Source organism: Streptomyces sp. NPDC055140, assembly GCF_053607285.1.
The window spans coordinates 229,148-246,795 of sequence record NZ_JBSGTG010000010.1 but is presented as its reverse complement, the minus strand read 5'-3'; the positions used below and the strand labels follow the sequence as shown (position 1 = coordinate 246,795).

At 71.6% G+C, this 17,648-nt stretch carries 18 protein-coding genes; 10 read left to right on the top strand and 8 right to left on the bottom strand.

Translation table 11 applies throughout. From position 1 onward, the window contains the following. Positions 1-4: 4 nt before the first annotated feature. The 7 genes from ACWFR4_RS21380 to ACWFR4_RS21350 form a co-directional block, all read right to left on the bottom strand. Positions 5-1,057 carry an ABC transporter ATP-binding protein gene (locus ACWFR4_RS21380; RefSeq protein WP_453653964.1) on the bottom strand — a complete coding sequence of 351 codons (1,053 nt, stop codon included), beginning with the start codon at positions 1,055-1,057 and terminating at the stop codon, positions 5-7. Beyond that, entirely contained in the window at positions 1,054-2,121 is a 1,068-nt protein-coding gene (locus tag ACWFR4_RS21375; protein ID WP_453653962.1) for an ABC transporter ATP-binding protein, read from the bottom strand. The genes ACWFR4_RS21380 and ACWFR4_RS21375 overlap by 4 nt, the downstream gene beginning before the upstream one ends. Next, entirely contained in the window at positions 2,105-3,040 is a 936-nt protein-coding gene (locus ACWFR4_RS21370) for an ABC transporter permease (protein WP_453466850.1), read from the bottom strand. The genes ACWFR4_RS21375 and ACWFR4_RS21370 overlap by 17 nt, the downstream gene beginning before the upstream one ends. Then, entirely contained in the window at positions 3,037-4,098 is a 1,062-nt protein-coding gene (locus ACWFR4_RS21365; RefSeq protein WP_453653960.1) for an ABC transporter permease, read from the bottom strand. Before ACWFR4_RS21365 ends, ACWFR4_RS21370 begins: the two co-directional genes overlap by 4 nt. Further along, entirely contained in the window at positions 4,095-5,681 is a 1,587-nt protein-coding gene (locus tag ACWFR4_RS21360) for an ABC transporter substrate-binding protein (protein WP_453466846.1), read from the bottom strand. The genes ACWFR4_RS21365 and ACWFR4_RS21360 overlap by 4 nt, the downstream gene beginning before the upstream one ends. A 580-nt stretch (positions 5,682-6,261) precedes the next feature. Further along, on the bottom strand, positions 6,262-7,203 hold the full coding sequence (locus ACWFR4_RS21355) for a DsbA family oxidoreductase (RefSeq protein WP_453653958.1): 942 nt from the start codon (positions 7,201-7,203) through the stop codon (positions 6,262-6,264). After that, positions 7,200-7,637 carry an RrF2 family transcriptional regulator gene (locus tag ACWFR4_RS21350; RefSeq protein ID WP_453653956.1) on the bottom strand — a complete coding sequence of 146 codons (438 nt, stop codon included), beginning with the start codon at positions 7,635-7,637 and terminating at the stop codon, positions 7,200-7,202. Before ACWFR4_RS21350 ends, ACWFR4_RS21355 begins: the two co-directional genes overlap by 4 nt. A 310-nt stretch (positions 7,638-7,947) precedes the next feature. Between ACWFR4_RS21350 and ACWFR4_RS21345 the strand changes: the two genes are divergently transcribed. After that, entirely contained in the window at positions 7,948-8,469 is a 522-nt protein-coding gene (locus tag ACWFR4_RS21345) for a cupin domain-containing protein (protein ID WP_453653954.1), read from the top strand. A 112-nt stretch (positions 8,470-8,581) separates the two neighbouring features. Here ACWFR4_RS21345 and ACWFR4_RS21340 read toward each other — a convergent pair whose 3' ends face one another. After that, the gene (locus tag ACWFR4_RS21340; protein ID WP_453466838.1) at positions 8,582-8,962 is read right to left on the bottom strand and encodes an ArsR/SmtB family transcription factor; all 381 of its coding nucleotides are present in this window, start codon (positions 8,960-8,962) and stop codon (positions 8,582-8,584) included. 86 nt (positions 8,963-9,048) lie between these two features. Here ACWFR4_RS21340 and ACWFR4_RS21335 point away from each other — a divergent pair, with 86 nt between their 5' ends. The 9 genes from ACWFR4_RS21335 to ACWFR4_RS21295 all read left to right on the top strand — a co-directional run bounded on the left by ACWFR4_RS21335 (position 9,049) and on the right by ACWFR4_RS21295 (position 17,540). Continuing rightward, positions 9,049-10,122: a cation diffusion facilitator family transporter gene (locus tag ACWFR4_RS21335; protein WP_453466836.1), complete on the top strand. Its 1,074-nt coding sequence runs from the start codon at positions 9,049-9,051 to the stop codon at positions 10,120-10,122. Positions 10,123-10,202: 80 nt separating this feature from the next. After that, a complete protein-coding gene (locus ACWFR4_RS21330) occupies positions 10,203-10,655 on the top strand; it encodes a hypothetical protein (protein ID WP_453466834.1) in 453 nt (150 codons plus the stop codon). 129 nt (positions 10,656-10,784) lie between these two features. Beyond that, positions 10,785-11,441, top strand: coding sequence for a DUF3105 domain-containing protein (locus ACWFR4_RS21325; RefSeq protein WP_453653952.1), 657 nt, complete (start codon positions 10,785-10,787; stop codon positions 11,439-11,441). Beyond that, on the top strand, positions 11,441-12,145 hold the full coding sequence (locus ACWFR4_RS21320; protein WP_453653950.1) for a DUF305 domain-containing protein: 705 nt from the start codon (positions 11,441-11,443) through the stop codon (positions 12,143-12,145). Before ACWFR4_RS21325 ends, ACWFR4_RS21320 begins: the two co-directional genes overlap by 1 nt. Positions 12,146-12,259: 114 nt before the next feature. Beyond that, entirely contained in the window at positions 12,260-13,003 is a 744-nt protein-coding gene (locus ACWFR4_RS21315) for an ankyrin repeat domain-containing protein (RefSeq protein WP_453653948.1), read from the top strand. Between the two features lie 90 nt (positions 13,004-13,093). Beyond that, entirely contained in the window at positions 13,094-13,549 is a 456-nt protein-coding gene (locus ACWFR4_RS21310; RefSeq protein WP_453466826.1) for a cyclic nucleotide-binding domain-containing protein, read from the top strand. Between the two features lie 135 nt (positions 13,550-13,684). Next, positions 13,685-14,290, top strand: coding sequence for a PadR family transcriptional regulator (locus ACWFR4_RS21305; protein WP_453466824.1), 606 nt, complete (start codon positions 13,685-13,687; stop codon positions 14,288-14,290). Beyond that, a complete protein-coding gene (locus tag ACWFR4_RS21300; RefSeq protein WP_453466822.1) occupies positions 14,287-16,044 on the top strand; it encodes a sulfatase in 1,758 nt (585 codons plus the stop codon). The genes ACWFR4_RS21305 and ACWFR4_RS21300 overlap by 4 nt, the downstream gene beginning before the upstream one ends. Before the next feature lie 143 nt (positions 16,045-16,187). After that, positions 16,188-17,540, top strand: coding sequence for an MFS transporter (locus ACWFR4_RS21295; protein WP_453653946.1), 1,353 nt, complete (start codon positions 16,188-16,190; stop codon positions 17,538-17,540). Positions 17,541-17,648: the final 108 nt, after the last annotated feature.

The window sequence follows — 17,648 nt, the reverse complement described above, 5'->3', positions numbered from 1 at the left end:
AAGGTCAGTTGAGGTCGTCGCGCCAGGAGTCGGCGTGGTGGCAGGCGACGGTGTGGGCCGCGACACGGGTGCCGGTCACGTCGGCGCGGGCCGGCTCGACGCGGCACTCGGCGGTGGCGAAGCGGCAACGCGGGGCGAAGACGCAGCCTTCGTCGTCGGGCAGGGGCGCCCGTCCGGCCGGGGCTCGGAGTTGTGCGGGCAGGAGCCGGTGTTCCCGGCGCACGCTGGGCGCGGACGCGGTGAGCAGTGCGGTGTACGGGTGGCTCGGGTGCTCCAGTACCCGGCCGATCGGCCCCTGCTCGACGAGCCGCCCCCGGTAGAGGACGGCGACCCGGTCGGCGATCCCTGCGAGCGAGCTCAGGTCGTGCGAGATGACGACGACGGCGAGGCCGAGTTCGCGGCGGAGCCGGTCGAGGAGGTTCAGGACGAGGTTGCGGTTGGAGGCGTCGAGGGCGCTGACGGGCTCGTCGCTCAGGAGCAGCCGGGGCCGTGTGACGACGGCGCGGGCGAGGGAGACGCGCTGGCGCTGCCCGCCGGAGATCTGCCCCGGCGTGCGGCCGCCGACGGCCTCGGCGTCCAGGCCCACCAGGGACAGCGCCTCGTCGGCCCTGACCGCCCTCTCCCGGCGGTCGAGCGCGCCGACGGCGGCAAGCGGTTCGGCCACGATCTGCCGCACCGTCAGGTCCGGGTCCTGCGAACGCAGTGGGTCCTGGAACATGTACTGGACGCGCCCCTGCCCGCGGAAGGCGCGCAGCTCGCGGCCGCGCAGGCCGGTGAGGTCGCGCCCCTCGAACCGGATGCGTCCGCGGTCGGGCTCCACGAGCCCCACGGTGGCGCGGGCCAGGGTCGTCTTGCCCGATCCGGTCTCGCCGATGATGCCGACGATCTCGCCGGGCCGCACGGTCAGGTCGACGTCCGCGAGGACGCGCGTACGGCGGGCGGCGCCGCGTGTTCCGCCTCGGTGGCCGTAGGACACGCTGACGCCCTCGATCTCCAGGACGGCCGCCGACTCCGCTTCGGTGTCGGCCTGTCGGCCCCTCTCCACTGCGGTACTCATGCGGGGACTCCTACGGTCGTTTCGGCGGCTGCCGTGACGGGGTCGGCCGCCGCGAGCGGGCGCAGGCAGCGGGAGCGGCGGCCGTCCTCGCGGGTGCGCAGGGCGACGGGTCCCGCGCCGCAGGCGGCGTCCGCGTAGGCGCAGCGGTCCGCGAAGCGGCAGCCGGCCGTCTCGGCGCCGGTCTCGGGCGGACGGCCGGGGATGACCTCCAGGTCGCGGCGCCCCCAGTCGCCGAGCGACGCCACCTTCAGGAGTGCCTCGGTGTACGGGTGGGCGGGGGCGGCGAGCACGTCGGCGGTGGGACCGTCCTCGACGATCTCGCCCGCGTACATGACGACGACACGGTCACAGGTCTCGGCGACCACGGCGAGGTCGTGGGTGACCAGGAGCAGGGCCAGTCCCCGCTCCTCGCGCAGGGTGCGCAGGAGCTCGAGGATCTCGGCCTGGATGACGACGTCCAGGGCGGTGGTGGCCTCGTCCGCGATGAGCAGTTCCGGCGCGCAGGAGACGGCGATGGCGATGAGGACGCGCTGGAGCATGCCGCCGGACAGCTCGTGCGGGTACTGGTTGTACAGGTCGGCGGGGCGGTGCAGGCCCACGGCCGCGAACAGTTCGAGGGCCCGGGTTCGTGCCTGTGTGCGCGACAGCCCCTGCCCGACGCGCAGTTGCTCGGCGAGCTGGCGTCCGACGGTCAGCGAGGGGTTGAGGTACGAGGCGGGGTCCTGGAACACGGCGGCGACGCGGCGGCCGCGTACCGCGTCCCACTGCTTGCGCGCCAGAGCGGTCAGCTCTATCTGCTCGTAGTCGTGGTCGTTGCCGCCGTGGGCGGCTGCGAGTGTGATCCTGCCGCCGGTGACGCGGCAGCCCTGCGGCAGTACACCGAGGACGGAGCGGCAGGTCAGGGTCTTGCCACTGCCGGACTCCCCCACCAGGCCGACAGCCTCGCCGCGGCGCACTCCCAGGGACACGTCGCGTACGGCGCGGATGCCCGTACCGACGCTCACGTCGAGGCCTTCGACGCCGAGGACGAGATCGGCGGGTGACTTCTCAGACGGTCGCGACATGGTCCTGCGCCTCCTTCTGGTCACGGTGCTCGGCTTCGGCGGTCCGGCCGTCGTCACGTACGGGTACGGGGCCGGGGGCCGGCTGAGCCGCGTCGGTCGGGAGACGGGAGGCGTCGCCGTCCCGGATCGCGTCGGCGAGGATGTTGAGCGCCCCCACGGTGATCATGATGGCGGCGCCGGGGATCAGCGGGGCCCACGGCTGCTGGGCGAGATAGCCCAGGTCGGAGGCGAGCATGCCGCCCCAGGTGGGCGCGGGCGGCTGGACGCCCAGCCCGAGGAAGGTCAGCGAGGAGACGACCAGCAGGGCCTGTCCCACGGTCTGGGCGGTGGTGACCGCGATCGTCGGCAGGACCTTGCCCCAGACGTGGGTACGGAGGATCCAGCGGCGCGAGGCGCCCATCAGCTCGGCCGCCTCCACGAACTGGGCCTGCTTGAGGCCGAGCGCGGCGGCGCGCGTCACCCGGAAGTACAGCGGGGCGAACAGGACACCGAGCGCGAGCATCGCCTGGTGCATGCCGTTGCCGAGCGCGCCGACCACGGCGATCGCGAACACCGTGAACGGCATGATCATGAGGGTGTCGGCGGCGCGCTGCGCGGTCCATTCGACCGTGCGGCCCAGCCATACGGATGCCAGGCCGGGGATGATGCCGAGGAGCATCGCGGCGCCGACGGACTCCAGCGCACCGGCCAGGGAGAGCCCGGTGCCTTCGAGGAGCCGGCTCAGCACGTCGCGTCCGAGGTAGTCGGTGCCCAGCAGGTGTCCCGCGCCCGGCCCTTGGAGCATGTCGGTGGGATGTTGGGCCAGCGGGTCGTGCGGGGCGACCGCGCCACCCGCCACGGCGAGGAACGCGACGAGCAGGAGGACGGCCACGGCGATGCGGGCCGAGCGGAGACGCCACGTGCGGCGCAGGACCTTCATGCCGCGCCCCCTCGGTCCGGCGCCGACCTGCGCCCGCCGGACTGTCGCCGCGCCGCGGCCGGATTGAGTGCGGCGAGCAGCGCGTTGACCGCGATGTTGGCGACGAGGACGACTGCCACGGTGACCAGGAGTGTTCCCTGGATGACGGGGATGTCGTGCTTCTCGGCCGCCTGGAGTGAGAGTTGGGCGATGCCGGGCAGGTTGAAGATCTTCTCGGTGACGACGGCGCCGCCGAGGATGACGGGCACGCTGACGCCGAGGACGGTCAGGGCGGGCCCCGCCGCGTTGCGCAGGACGTGTCCGAACAGGACGCGGCGGGCGGAGAACCCGCGCATCTGAGCGCCCGTCACATAGTTCTCGCGCAGCGCTCCGACGAGTGAGGTGCGCAGCTGTCGGGCGATGGAGGCCGCGGCGTCGAGGCTGAGGGCGAGGGCGGGCAGGATCGCGTAGCGCAGCCACTGGCCGGCTCCGGCGCCCAGTGGTTCGTAGCCGCCGGTGGGCAGCGCCCCGAACTGCACCGCGAAGACGACGATGAGCACGATGCCGATGAGGAACGGCGGCAGGGTGGCGAGGACGGAGCACACCAGCGTGACGGTCCGGTCGATCACTCCGCCGTTGTCGAGGGCGGCCGCGATGCCCGCCCCGCCGCCGATGACCACGGCGAGCAGCAGCGCGAGTCCGGCGATGGACAGGTCGACGGGGAGCGCCTGCGTGATGCTGTCCGCCACGGGAACGCCGGTGAACCAGGAGACGCCGAGGTTGCCGGTGAACGCGTGCCCCAGCCAGGTCAGGTACTGCGTGGCGAGGGGCTGGTCGAGACCGAACTGTGCCTCCATGCGGGCGATGTCGGCCGGGGTCGCCAGGTCGCCCAGCACCGCCGCCGCGGGGTTGGCGTCCGAGAGGGCGCCGAGCGCGAAGGTCAGGAGCGACGCGAGCAGGAACACGGTGACCGTGGTCGCCGCGACGCGGCCCACCGACCGGGGCGCGGCGGCCAGCCGGGCCCGCAGGGGGTGCGTCCGGGGTGTCGTCCCGGCGGCCGTCGGAGTCGGGGCGGTCATGAGACGGTGACCCCCTCGAACCGCTGGACGACGGGGTAGGAGGGGATGGCGGACACCTTGCGGTTGCGGGCGAGGATGCGCGGGACGGTGTAGAGGAAGACGTTCGGCATGGTGCGTACGGCGATGCCGGTGGCCTTCTGCAGGGCCTCGGGGTAGTCCGGTGAGTCGAGGGGTGTGCGGCGCACGGTGTCGAGCGCCTTCTCCAGTTCGGGCGACACGGTGCGGCCGGGGTTCATCAGACCCTCCTTGCCGAACAGCACCTGGAAGGCCTGCGTCGCGGCGTCGCGCCCGGCGAACTGGTCGACGTACAGGGCCTTCTGCCGCTGGATGTAGACGATCTGGGTGGCCTGGTCGGCGGGGACGGTCTCGATGGTGGCGGTGATGCCGACCTTCTTCAGCTGGGCCTGGATCAGCTCGGGCACACCCTCGGCCTTCTGCGCGGCGAGCTTGATCTCGAGCCCGTCGGCGTGGCCGGCCTTGGCGAGGAGTTCCCTCGCCTTGGCGGGGTCGTACGGGAACAGCTTGTCGAGGGCGTCGTCATGTCCCGCGTATCCACGCGGGAAGGGCTGCCGGGTCACTTCGCCGTAGCCGAACGACGCCGTCTTCAGGAGTTCCTCGCGGTCGATCGCGTACTTCAGCGCGAGGGCGACATCCGGGTCGTCGAACGGCTTCCTGCCGATGTGGACGTCGAGCACGGCCACCACCATGGACGGGATGACCTGCACCTCGAGGCCCGCGGCCTTGGCGGCCTTCACCTGACTGCCCGGTATCTGCGCGACGTTGTACTGCCCCGACGTGAGCGAGGCGACGACCGTCGAGGGCTCGGGCAGCGGATACAGCTCGAAGTTGGGTGTCCTGATCCGGCCCGCGTCCCAGTAGCCGGCGTTCCGGCGTAGCACCGCCTTGGCGTTCTGCACATAGGAGACGAGCGTGTAGGGGCCCGCGCCCGAGGGCTTCGTCGCGAGGCTCGCGGCGTCCGTGTCGAAGACCTTCGGGTTCACAACCATGCCGGTCTTCCCCGCCAGGAGGGCCGGCAGCTGGAAGTCGGGGGCGGCCAGGCTCAGTTCGACCGTGTGCGTGTCGACTGCTGTCACCTTCTTCACGCCGGTGAGCTGCGCGGCGATCAGCGATTTCTCGTAGTCGCGGCCCCGCTCGATGCTCTTCTTCACGGCGGTGGCATCGAGCACAGAACCGTCACTGAACTTGAGGCCCTCGCGCAGGGTGAAGGTGACGACGGTGCCTTCCTTGTTGTACTTCCATGATTTCGCCAGGGCCGGTACGGCGGTGCCCTTCTCGTCGAGCTTGGTGAGGCCCGCGTAGACGAGGGAGAGGGAGTGGACGTCCCAGCCCGCGGACGACGTGACCGGGTCCCATGAAGTGGGCAGGTCCCAGCCCCACTTGAGTGTTCCCTGCGCGGTTCCGGCGGCCGAGGTGGACTCACCTCCGCAGGCGGTGAGGGCCAGCGAGGCGCCGGCGCCGAGGGTGAGCCCGAGGAAGGACCTGCGGCCGAGCGCGGGTCGTGCCCGGTCGATTCCCGCGCCGGCGGGTGGCGTGTGAGGGGTGAGGGAGGGCGGCTGCGGCATGGGTGCGCACCTTTCTCGGCCGTGCCGGACCGCGCAGGGGCGCGGGAAGCGGGCATGACGGGAGGAGAGGGGAGGGCGGAACAGGGCAGGGCGGAGTGCCTCGTGCGGCGGTACGCCGGATCAAGGGGTCACATCAGGACGCGGAACGGGACACCCGAAGCGGGAGAGCAGCGAGCACGCGGGAGCGAGCGCTCAGGGCGAGTCGCCCCAACACGCCTCTCAAGAGAGCGAGTTGAGTGACCGTTCCGGATCCGGCGATGGCGTCGTGAGATGACGGCGCTCAGGAACCTGCCGTGGCAGGTGCGGCGCCAAAAGAGACCGCGGGCGACGGCCGGGTCAGTGACAGAGTGCGCTGGAGGTGCGCCGATAGTCCACGTAGCGGCAGACCACGCCGGGGTGCAATGAATGCATGTCCGCATCCTCACGCCCACGGCACGGCCCTGTCAATGGACACCAAAAGGTGTCTCATTGGCCGAGACCCCGGCGACCTGCGTCTTTGCCCGAACCGCCAGGGCTCATCAGGCAATTGGGCCTGCCACGGAGGGGACGGCCCGTGCAGCGGTCCGACGAGGGTCTCGCCTTACGGCAGGGCGTGAGGACGTAGCGCCGGGTGGGTGTCGGCCTCGTCGGGGTGGAGCCACACCGGGCCGTTCGCCGTGGCCAGTTCGACCGCGTACGGCGGTGGGGTGCGCTCGTGGGTCAGGAGTTCCACTTCGGGCCGCGTGAGGCTGCGCCAGAGGTCCAGCGCCTCGCGTGCGGTCAGCCGGGCGGGAGGAGCCAGTGGCTCACCCGCGGCGGTGGTCACGGCGTCCAGATACTCGTCCAGGGGACGCCATCCCGGGACGCAGACGCGACCGCCGGGGCCGTCGAAGAGCAGCGTCGGCAGCGCGTACCGCAGCCCCTCCCCCACCTCCTTCGCCCCGCCCGGGTGCGGCCCTTCGCCTTCGAGGCCGCACACCTCGCGCAACGGCCGACGGGTCTCGGCCCGGTCCTCCCGGACCGCGGCGCGAGCACGTGTCGCGGTGGGCTCGCTCAGCAGGCGGTCGAGGTCGAGGCCCGGCACTCCGCTCACCGCCGCCGCGACACCCTCGGCCGTGTCCGCGGGCCTGCCGAGCACGAACGTCGTCTCCCGCAGTCTGCGCAGCACCCGCTCGGCCACCGCGTCACCCTGATCCCGCGCCGCCTTCGCGGCGACCGAGGCCGGCCAGCTCGTCCGCGTCAGCCAGTGCAGCCGGGCGGCGTACGGCGCCCGCGTGTGCGCGGCCACACCCTTGACGAACCCCTCGTACCAGCGGGCTTCGGCGTCCGGGTCGGGTGCGGGGTCGTCGTCCTCGTCGAACAGGATCCCGTAGACGCGACGCCACTCCAGGCGGGGCGCAAGACCCTGGCGCAGCAGCCGGAAGGCGGGCTCCGAACCCCAGGCCCACGGGCAGGCGGGGTCGGTGTACTCGGTGACCGTGACGACGGGTGGCGCGCCGGACGCCTTCGCCTCCGGCCGCGTGCGCGGCGACGGCCCGTTCACGCCGGCACGGCGGTGGTCGCGCCCCGCGCCTGGGCGCCGCCCCGCGCCAGGTCCCCTACGGTGGTACGCCCGAAGAGCGCGTACGCGGCCGACTCGGCGTCGCTCCACAGATCGCTCACGCTGCGGCCGGCGCCCGAACGGCCGAGGCTGTCCGGGCGTTCGCCGCGCACCGTGAAGAACTCGCCGTCCACCACGGTCATCACCTCGGCCACCGATATCGCGTCCGCCTCACGGCCGAGCCAGTAGCCCCCCTCACAGCCGCGCTGGCTGCGCACGAGGCCGGCCGAACGCAGGTCACGGAACACGGACTTGAGGAACCGGAACGGGATCCCCTGCGCCGAGGCGATCCCCTCGCAGGTGAGGGGTCGCGCGCTGTCCGCGGCGAGTTCGACGAGCGCCCGCACCGCGTAGTCCGCCTTCGCCGAGATTTGCATGTGCACCGTCTTCCCGAATCTTCCGTCACGTCCGGCTCGCGCCGCGCCCCACGCCCGAACCCCGGCTCCGGCGGGCCCGCGAGGGCCGTACCAAGGGTGCGAAGGCCGGGGCGGCGACAATGGACACATCTTGACATCCATTCGACCGGCTCTCTACGGTCGGCCGAAGATCTTGAGCGTTCGCAGCACGGCACCGAGCGAGCCGCGAGCACCTCGATCTCCGTCGTCATCGGCACCAACACCGGCGCGCGCCCCCCGCATTCCACGCCGGGCCACCGCCGACGGCCCGCCCACGACGAGCAGGACTGCCATGGCCACACCTTCACACCCCGGCGACTCCCCCGAGCGCGACGCGTTCCACCCCGACCTCCCGGACCATGACGCGCCGCTGCCGCTCCGCGCCCGGCTCCACCACATCCGCGCGGGCGAACTGGACGGCGACACCGCGCAGACCGGCGGCATGCGGCGGTTCGCGGCGATCAGCGGCAGCACGGTCGGCTCCGAGCGCATCTGGATGGGCCAGACGCACGTGGCCCCCGACACCGCCTCCTCCAACCACCACCACGGCGCTTCGGAGACGGCGATCCATGTCGTGAAGGGCCACCCGGAGTTCGTGTTCCTGGACGACTCCACCGGCACCCCGGAGGAAGTCAGGCTGCGCACCTCACCCGGCGACTACATCTTCGTGCCGCCCTACGTCCCGCACCGCGAGGAGAACCCGAGCCCGGACGAAGAGGCGGTCGTCGTGATCGCACGCAGCACACAGGAGGCGATCGTCGTCAACCTGCCGGAGCTGTACGTACTCGACCAGGATGCACCGGCGGGGAACTGACACCACGTCACCGTCAAGGTCGCATCGGCGGATCGGGGCGGAGATGAGCCCGTGGCTTTCAAGCGCCCTCCGGGCGGCGTCGTTCTGATGGCAACCGGACCTCCCCGCCCCCTCACTCCAAGGGTGCGGCCGCACCGCGCGAGGCGGACGGGGATCCGAGGTGATGGTCCGCGAGGTTCAGCGCCTCGCTCACCAGGCGTCGCAGATGCCCGTCGGGCAGCGCGTAGACCATGCGGCGGCCCTCCTTGCGGGCGGTCACCAGGCCCGCGAGACGGAGTCTCGCCAGGTGCTGGCTGACGGCGGGGCGCGCCGCGCCGCACGTCTCGGTGAGCGTCGTGACATCCGCCTCGCCACTGCCGAGCGTGTGCAGCAGCACGAGACGGGTGCGGTCGGCGAGGAGGCCGAGGAGATCGGCGGCGTAGGCCAGTTGTTCGTCGCTCGGGTCTTGCGGGTGCGCACCGTGCGCAGGTGATAGGTGCATGCGTGCGCTCATACGCACATAATGGAACGGGACGCCTTCCGGTGTCCAGCTCCGCCCCGACCCTCCAGCCTCCGCCCCCGTCCAGGAAGGCCCGACTCTTGAGCCCTCAGCACGGACACGCACCCCACGACGGCACGCATCACCAGAGCGACGGTCGCCACCACGGCCACGGCCCCGCATCGGCGGCGGCCCGGTGGCGGCACCGGCTCGCGCACGTCCTCACCCCGCACTCCCACGAAACCGCCGACAAGACCGACCAGGCGCTCGAAGCCTCGGAACGTGGCCTGCGCGCCCTGTGGATCTCGCTGACCACCCTCGGGGTGACCGCGGCGGCACAGGCGGTCGTCGTCGTGCTCTCGGGTTCGGTCGCCCTCCTCGGCGACACGGTCCACAACGCGGCGGACGCCCTCACCGCGCTGCCGCTCGGCGTCGCCTTCGTCCTGGGCCGGCGGGCCGCCAACCGCCGCTTCACGTACGGATACGGGCGCGCCGAGGACATCGCCGGACTCGTCATCGTCCTGACCATCGCCGCCTCCGCGGCCTTCGCCGCGTGGACGGCGGTCGACCGGCTCATCAACCCGCGCGACATCACGTACCTGCCGGCCGTGGCCGCGGCCGCCGTGATCGGGTTCCTCGGCAACGAATGGGTCGCCCGCTACCGCATCCGCGTCGGACGTGACATCGGCTCCGCCGCGCTGGTCGCCGACGGACTGCACGCCCGTACGGACGGGTTCACCTCGCTCGCCGTTCTCATCGGGGCGGGCGGCGCAGCCGTCGGCTGGCGGCTCGCCGACCCGCTCGTGGGACTGGCCATCACCGCCGCCATCCTTCTCGTGCTGCGCGACGCCTGCCGTGAGGTGTTCCGGCGGGTGATGGACGCCGTCGACCCGGCTGTCGTCGACAGCGCCGAGCACGCCCTGAAACACGTACCCGGTGTGCTGGCCGTCAGTGAACTGCGGATGCGCTGGATCGGGCACCGGCTGCGCGCCGAGGTCGCCATCGTCGTCGACGGCGCGCTCAGCGTGCGGGCCGCCCACGAGGTCGCGGTCGCCGCGGAGCACGCCCTGCTGCACGCCGTCCCCAAGCTCACCGGCGCGCTCGTGCACGCCGACCCTGCGCCCGACCCCGGCGCACCCGACCCGCACGCGGTACTCGCCCACCACTCCGCGTAAACACCACCGGGCGTAGACACCGTCGCACTGCTCCCCCTGCCCAACAGGGCACTCACAGGTACCGCTTAACATCACCGGTGATGACCGGAAGCAGGACGCAGCGTGCGGGGCGCGGCGCGTGGTGGGCCACGCGGATCGCCGCGCTCTGCCCTGCCCTGAGCGTGCTGCTCGCGGCGCTGGTGATGTGCCTGGGCCCCGCGGCCCACGGCACCGATGGCATGGCGGACGGTTCCCTTCCCACGGCGACCTCTGTTACGGCTGGCAGCGCGACTCAGCCTCATGCGCAATCCGCGCAGCCACACACGGTGGAGACCGTCGCGCGCCGGGGCGACTGCCCGGCCGGGGACAGGTGCTGCGACCCGGTCTCCCGGGGCGTACGCGCCGTGCTCTCCGCTCCCGCGCAGCCCCATTCGGCGGTTCTCCCCCGCGTGCCCGCCGCCGCGACGCCGGACGCCCCGCCCCCGAGCCTCTCGGGCCTCCCGCCCTCCGGCACCGCCCCTGATCTGCACGTCCTCCAGATTCAGCGGACCTAGGCCGATGTCGGGCCGGCGCGGGCGCTCATCGCCCCGCCGTGCCGCACGCGCGCTCGCGCACACCACGACATCACCCGTCCCGCAGAACCGCCGCGCCACGACACCGCGCGGCGGCGAGGAGTCATCCCCATGAGCAGAACCAGCAAGAAGGCAGCGGCCACCGCACGCAAGACTCGTATCGATGAGATGCGCCGCGCCCAGCAGGTCCGCGACCGGCGCAACCGCATCATCACCATCACGCTCAGCACAGTCATCGTCGCCGGGCTCGTCGGCTTCGGCGCGTACGCCATCGGCAGCGCGAACGACAAGGACGAGCAGCAGACAGCCGCGGCGAAGGAGCCCGTGCGGGGCGAGAAGAGCTGGGACGCGAAGAAGCTCGGCCGCAACCACGTCACCAAGGCCGTCACCTACAAGATGAACCCGCCCGTCGGCGGGGACCACAACCAGGCCTGGATGACGTGCGACGGCACCGTCTACACCAAGGCCATACCGAACGAGAACGCCGTGCACTCGCTCGAACACGGCGCGGTCTGGGTGACGTACAACGGCAAGGCCGGTGACGCCGACGTCGCGAAGCTCGGCGAGAAGGTCGCCAAGACCCCCTACTCGCTGATGAGTCCGGTCGACGACCAGACCGGCCCGATCATGCTGTCCGCGTGGGGCCACCAGCTCGCCGTCGACAAGGCGTCGGACCCGCGGGTCGGGCAGTTCTTCACCAAGTACGTGCAGGGTGCGCAGACCCCCGAGCCCGGCGCCGCCTGCACCAACGGTCTGGAGGGGAGCTGATGACGGTGTCGACGGACACCGCCGGGTCCGGCGAAGCGGCCGGGCGGCCCGCTCCCGTCCGGCTCCTCTTCATCGGTGCGGCCGTCCTCGTCGCCCTCGCCCTGGCCCTGTGGGTTCTGGCCACCCCGGGCAGTGGCGTGGGGAAGCCGGCGTCGGCCGAGCCGCCGGCCGTCGGCTCCACAGACGCGGGGTTCGCCCGGGACATGGCCGTCCATCATCAGCAGGCGGTGGAGATGTCGTTCGTCGTCCGCGACCGCACGGACGGCGAGGAGGTGCGCCGGCTCGCCTACGACATCGCCAACACCCAGGCCAACCAGCGCGGCATGCTGCTGGGCCTGCTCGACCTGTGGGGGCTGCCGAAGGTCTCGCCGGACGGCGGTTACATGGCGTGGATGGGTGGCAGTCACGCGCATGACCACGGGGACGACGGAAGTGCCGCGAAGAGCGGCGCGCTCATGCCGGGAATGGCCACCGCCGCCGAGCTCGACCGGCTGCGCAAGGCCAGGGGCAAGGACGCCGAGGTGCTGTACCTGCAGTTGATGACGGCGCATCACATGGGCGGCATCGACATGGCGAGCGCCTGTGCCCAGCAGTGCGAGGTCCCGGTGGAACGGCGGCTCGCGCAGGGCATGGTCGACGCTCAGGAGTCGGAGACGAAGCTCATGGCCGACCTGCTGCGGGCGCGCGGTTCGTCGCCTCGCTGACGTGGGTGGGGCCGTCCCGCCGACCAGGGGGCGGCCCGCCTGGGCACTGCCAGAATGGCGGTGCCCCGCCCAATCTCGTCCTGCCTCATCCCGTCCCGGCAGAAGGCACCCCCCATGACGACGACCATCGACTCTCAGGACCCGCTCGCCGTCGCGGTCACGGAGGCGATCCGCCAGGGTGACGTACCGGCCCTGCGTCACCTGCTCACCGAGAACCCGGGGCTGGCCTCCGCCGGGATCGCGGAGACCGCCCGCCCGGACTGCTCCGGGATCCGCACGCTGCTCCACATCGCGACCGACTGGCCCGGCCACATCCCCAACGGTCCGCAGGTTCTCGCCGCCCTGGTGCAGGCCGGGGCGGACCCCGACGCGCGATTCTCCGGCGCGCACACCGAGACACCGCTGCACTGGGCGGCGAGCAATGACGACGTCGCCGCCGTCGACGCCCTTGTCGCGGCCGGTGCGGACATCGAGGCGCCGGGCGCGGTGATCGGCGACGGCACGCCCCTCACCGACGCCTGCGCCTTCGGGCAGTGGCGCGCGGCGTTCCGTCTCGTCGAGCACGGCGCCCACGTCACGTTCCAGCAGGCCGCGTCGCTCGGTCTGCTCGACCGGGTCCGGGCCTGCGCGACCGCCGAGGAACCGCCTACGCCGGAGGAGGTGTCCAGCGCGTTCTGGCGCGCCTGCCACGGCGGCCGCCTGGCCACCGCCCAGTACCTGTACGAGCTGGGGGCGGATCCCTACCGGGCCGGCTACGGCGACAGGACACCCCTGGACATCGCGCGCGACCAGGAGGCCACGGACGTCGTCGAGTGGCTTTCCGCTGTCGTCGCGAAGCCGATGGGTGACTCTGCGTAGTTCCCGCGATTCGGTGCGGCCCCCGGGGTGCTCAATCGGCCCGTGGCGGCTCCAATGGAAGGTGGGGAACCTCGGCGAGGAGGCCTGTCCATGACGAACGCGACGCGACTGCTGACCGCTCTTCCTCACGAGCACCGCGAGCGGCTGATGACGCTCGCCAAGGAGGTGTCGTTCGACGAGGACGAGCGGATCTTCGAGGAGGGCCACATCGCCGACCGGTTCTGGGTCGTGCGCTCAGGCGCGGTCTCGCTGGACCACCAGGTCACCGAGCACAAGCGGGTGACCGTCGCCTCGCTGGGTGCGGGTGATCTGCTCGGCTGGTCATGGCTGTTCCCGCCGCACCAGTGGGACTTCGGGGCCGAGGCGTTCAGCCCCGTACGCGCCTACGAGTTCGACGCGCAGGCGGTGCGCAATCTCTGCGAGGCCGATCCCGCCCTGGGCATGATCCTGATCCGCACCGTCGCCGAGATCCTCGCGTACCGGCTCGGGGCGACGCGCGCAAAGCTCATGGAGCAGTACTCCATCCACCGGACGCAGCCGATCTGACGGCGCCCCGCACCCCGGTCACCTCAGGCCGACTGTGAACGCCTCGACAAGAGCCTGCCGGATCTGTTGACTGCCCTCACCCCCGGCGATATGAATCTCTGCACATAAGTGATTGTGCACATAGGGGTGAGGGTCGTGAAGTTCGAGTACGTCCTGCTCGCGCTGCTGTCGTACCGCCCGTTCAGCGGGTACGACCTGCGCAAGTGGGTGGAGACAGAAGGGCAGTTCCTCCGTTCGCGCGCCCATCACAGCCAGATCTACCGTCTGCTCGGGCGCATGGTCGACGACGGCTGGGTGGCGTACGAGATCGATCCGCGCGAGGGCCGGCCGGACGCGAAGGTGTACCGGCTGACGCCACGGGGGCGCGACGTCCTGATGGAGTGGGTGCGCTCCCCGTACGATCCGCCCAGCCGCTTCCAGGACGCCGACTTCCTGGCCAGGTTCAGTTTCGCCGCCCCGCTCGACAAGGAGGCGGCGATCCGGCTGATCAGGACCGAACTCACTTATCGGCGCGCCCAGATCGCCGGCAACCGCGACCGCGACCGGCGCATCGGTTTCGAGAACCCGCTGCCCGAGCTGGACCAGGACCTGGCGCGCGAGATCAGCGACGAGCTGCACGCCTACGGCGCCTCGTCCGTCGACCGCTGGGTGGCCTGGCTCGAAGGGATGCTGCGGCGCCTGGAGACCGGACGGCCGGCGTCCGAAAGCCGTACATCCACGCAGACAGGGGGTGCCGCATGAAGGCGATCATGGTGATGTTCGACAGCCTCAACCGGCGGATGCTGCCGCCGTACGGAGGCGACTGGACGCACGCGCCGAACTTCGCCCGGCTCGCCGAGCGGTCGGTCACGTACGACAACTGTTACGCGGGCTCGATGCCCTGCATGCCGGCCCGCCGAGAGATCCACACGGGGCGGCACAACTTCCTGCACCGCAGCTGGGGTCCGCTGGAGCCGTTCGACGACTCCATGCCCGAACTGCTCAAGCAGAGTGGCGTCTACACCCACCTCGTCAGCGACCACCCCCATTACTGGGAGGACGGCGGCGCGACCTATCACGGCCGGTACAACACCTGGGAGTTCTTCCGCGGGCAGGAGGGCGACCCCTGGAAGGGGCAGGTCGCGGATCCCGAGATGCCCGAGGATCTCAAGAAGGTCCGGTTCGGGGCCGCCTACCGGCAGGACTGGGTGAACCGGCCGCACATGGCGACCGAGGACCGTCATCCGCAGACGCTGACGTTCGACGCCGGCCTGGAGTTCGTCCACACCAATCGCGACGCGGACAACTGGTTCGTACAGATAGAGACCTTCGACCCGCACGAGCCGTTCTTCAGCCACCAGCGCTTCAAGGACCTCTATCCGCACGACTACGACGGCCCGCACTTCGACTGGCCCGACTACAAGCGCGTGGTGGAGACGGACGACCAGGTCGGGCACGCCCGGTACGAGTACGCGGCGCTGCTGTCCATGTGCGACCACTCCCTCGGGCGGGTCCTCGACACGATGGACGAACTCGGCCTGTGGGACGACACGTTGCTCCTCGTCTGCACGGACCACGGTCTGCTGCTCGGCGAGAAGGGGTGGTGGGGCAAGAGCGTGCAGCCCTGGTACAACGAACTCGTCCATCTGCCCCTGTTCGCCTGGGATCCCCGGAGCGGCGCGACGGGCGAGCGGCGCCGGGACCTCGTGCAGACCATCGACCTGGCGCCCACCCTCCTGGAGTTCTTCGACGTCCCGCGGCCCGGTGACATGCAGGGCGCGCCGCTCTCGGACACGTCCGTACGCGAGGCGGGCCTGTTCGGCATCCACGGCGGACACGTCAATGTCACCGACGGCCGCTACGTCTACATGAGGGCGCCCGTCTCCCCCGACAACGCTCCACTGCACGAGCACACGCTGATGCCGACGCACATGCGCGGACGCTTCACGCCGCAGGAGCTCGCGGACCTGGAGCTCGCCGAACCCTTCGGCTTCACCAAGGGCGTCCGCACGCTGCGCATGTCCGGGCGCACGCTCTTCAACCCGTACCAGCACGGCACACTGCTCTACGACCTGGAGTCGGACCCCGAGCAGCGCACCCCGCTCGCCGACGACGCGGTGGAGCTGCGCATGGCGCGTCTGATGGTGGATCTCATGCGGGCGAACGAGGCGCCGCCCGGCCAGTACGAGCGGCTCGGGCTGCCCGCGGTGGGGCCCGTCACCGAGGAACACCTGCTGGTGCGCGCCCAGCGCGAACAGGCCGAGCTCGCCACGCAGCCCCTGCCGCGCGCCGACGACTACCCGGCGGGCCGCTTCTCGCTGCGCACCCCGATCCGGGCTCTGATCTCCGACCCGGTGGCGGTGGAGGTCCTGCGCCGCCACCTGCCAGGTGTCGTGGACTCGGAACTCCTGCAGATCCTGGGGCCGACGCCCCTGATCGATGTCGCCGCCATGGCGGGCGGGCTCTTCCCGGCGCCGCGGCTGCGGCTGGTCGCCGAGGAACTCGCCGCGCTCTGACCGAACCGCGACCCGGGCCAAGAGGTCCGTGCCGCCGCACCACCGAAAGAACGCCGGTGACGGGGCGGCCACCCCGTCACCGGCAGGCACCTCTCCCTCCCGCACCGCTCCAGCGAAGAACCATGCCAAGAAAGGGTGGCGCCATGCCCGAGCTTATCGATGGGCCAGCGAGAACGACCAAGGACATCGGACCACCCGGAGTGCCCCGGCGCGGTCGCCAGTTGTCGCTGCTCGGTGGTGCGCTGCTGGTCGACAGCACCGAGGCGAGCCTCGTCAGTGGCCTCTTCCCGCTGATCCGGCAGTCGCTCGGCATCTCGCTCGGGGCGCTCGGCGTCCTCACCGCCGCGAGCAAGCTCGTGGGGGTGTTCACGGGCCCGTTCTGGGTGTGGGCCGCACAGCGCTGGTCCCGCAAGGGCGTCCTCGTCCTCGCGACGGGCCTGTGGGGTGTCTGGGGTGTGGCCGCCGGCTTCTCCCAGAACTTCGCCCAGCTCCTCGTGCTCTACACGATCCTCGCGGCGGGCTACGCGGCCGCCCACCCCGTCATCACCGAGATCATCGGCGACCTCTTCGACAGCTCGTCACGGGGCCGTGCGGTCGGACTCGTGTACGGCGCCGTGGCGCTGGTCAGTTCGGTGATCGGCCCGCTCAAAGGCCAGTTGGCCGGCGTCGACGACGGCTGGCGCTGGGGTCTGTGGGGCATCGGCGCGTTCAACATCCTGCTCGGCTGCGGGATCTGGCTGTGGTTCCGCGACCCCGGCCGGGGCGCTGCGGAGCGGCAGCTCGCCGACCTGGGCCAGGAGGCCCGCACGGCGCACGCCACCAAGGTCACCTGGTCGCAGGCGGTTGCGCTGTTCAGGGTCCGCAGCCTGTTCATCCTGCTGGTGTCCCGGCTGTTGTCCGGCCACCTCCTGATCTCCACGTTCGGTGTGGTCTATCTGGTGGACGTGTTCGGCTTCAGTACCCAGGTCGCCTCGGTGGTGCTGCTCCCGATGGGCATCGGCTACTTCCTGGGCACCCTTCTCGGCGGCTTCGCGGCCGACTGGGCCGCGCGCCGCAGCCCCCGGTACGGGCTGGTCGCCGTGTTGCAGGGCGCGCAGTTCGCGTTCGCCGTGACGGCATTCTTCGGCACTCAGATCGAGTACGACGGCATCGCCCTCTTCGCGGTCTTCTTCGGCCTCATGGGCATGGCTCAGGGGATCAACCCGCCGGTCAACCGGCCCATGGTCATGGCGGTCGTCCCACCCGAGCAGCGTGCCGCCGCCTTCGCGATCTACGTGTCCGTCTTCGAGGCGATCGCCTGGGCGGCGTTCAGCCTCGGCGCCGGCTTCCTGGGCGACATGGTCGGACTCCGGCCGGTGTTCCTGTGGGTCCTCGTCATCCTGATGCTCGTCAACGGCGCGGTCCTCACCCTTCTCTACCGCCCCTACGCGCAGGACGTGGCACGGGTACAGGGGGAACTCGACCGGCGCAGGACGGAGGCTCTGGGCGCGGGGTGACGCCGGGGTGACGACAGCACCGCGGCCGGGCAGGATCCGTGCCGCCCGGCGCGCGGTGCGCCTCGGCGGTCACGGTTCCTGTCCGGCCGCGGTGAGCGGTCGGCGATG

Coding starts and splice junctions, on each gene's coding strand:
- ACWFR4_RS21380 (WP_453653964.1), bottom strand. CDS start 1,057: ATGAGTACCGCAGTGGAGAGGGGCCGACAGGCCGACACCGAAGCGGAG.
- ACWFR4_RS21375 (WP_453653962.1), bottom strand. CDS start 2,121: ATGTCGCGACCGTCTGAGAAGTCACCCGCCGATCTCGTCCTCGGCGTC.
- ACWFR4_RS21370 (WP_453466850.1), bottom strand. CDS start 3,040: ATGAAGGTCCTGCGCCGCACGTGGCGTCTCCGCTCGGCCCGCATCGCC.
- ACWFR4_RS21365 (WP_453653960.1), bottom strand. CDS start 4,098: ATGACCGCCCCGACTCCGACGGCCGCCGGGACGACACCCCGGACGCAC.
- ACWFR4_RS21360 (WP_453466846.1), bottom strand. CDS start 5,681: ATGCCGCAGCCGCCCTCCCTCACCCCTCACACGCCACCCGCCGGCGCG.
- ACWFR4_RS21350 (WP_453653956.1), bottom strand. CDS start 7,637: ATGCAAATCTCGGCGAAGGCGGACTACGCGGTGCGGGCGCTCGTCGAA.
- ACWFR4_RS21345 (WP_453653954.1), top strand. CDS start 7,948: ATGGCCACACCTTCACACCCCGGCGACTCCCCCGAGCGCGACGCGTTC.
- ACWFR4_RS21340 (WP_453466838.1), bottom strand. CDS start 8,962: ATGAGCGCACGCATGCACCTATCACCTGCGCACGGTGCGCACCCGCAA.
- ACWFR4_RS21330 (WP_453466834.1), top strand. CDS start 10,203: ATGACCGGAAGCAGGACGCAGCGTGCGGGGCGCGGCGCGTGGTGGGCC.
- ACWFR4_RS21325 (WP_453653952.1), top strand. CDS start 10,785: ATGAGCAGAACCAGCAAGAAGGCAGCGGCCACCGCACGCAAGACTCGT.
- ACWFR4_RS21320 (WP_453653950.1), top strand. CDS start 11,441: ATGACGGTGTCGACGGACACCGCCGGGTCCGGCGAAGCGGCCGGGCGG.
- ACWFR4_RS21315 (WP_453653948.1), top strand. CDS start 12,260: ATGACGACGACCATCGACTCTCAGGACCCGCTCGCCGTCGCGGTCACG.
- ACWFR4_RS21310 (WP_453466826.1), top strand. CDS start 13,094: ATGACGAACGCGACGCGACTGCTGACCGCTCTTCCTCACGAGCACCGC.
- ACWFR4_RS21300 (WP_453466822.1), top strand. CDS start 14,287: ATGAAGGCGATCATGGTGATGTTCGACAGCCTCAACCGGCGGATGCTG.
- ACWFR4_RS21295 (WP_453653946.1), top strand. CDS start 16,188: ATGCCCGAGCTTATCGATGGGCCAGCGAGAACGACCAAGGACATCGGA.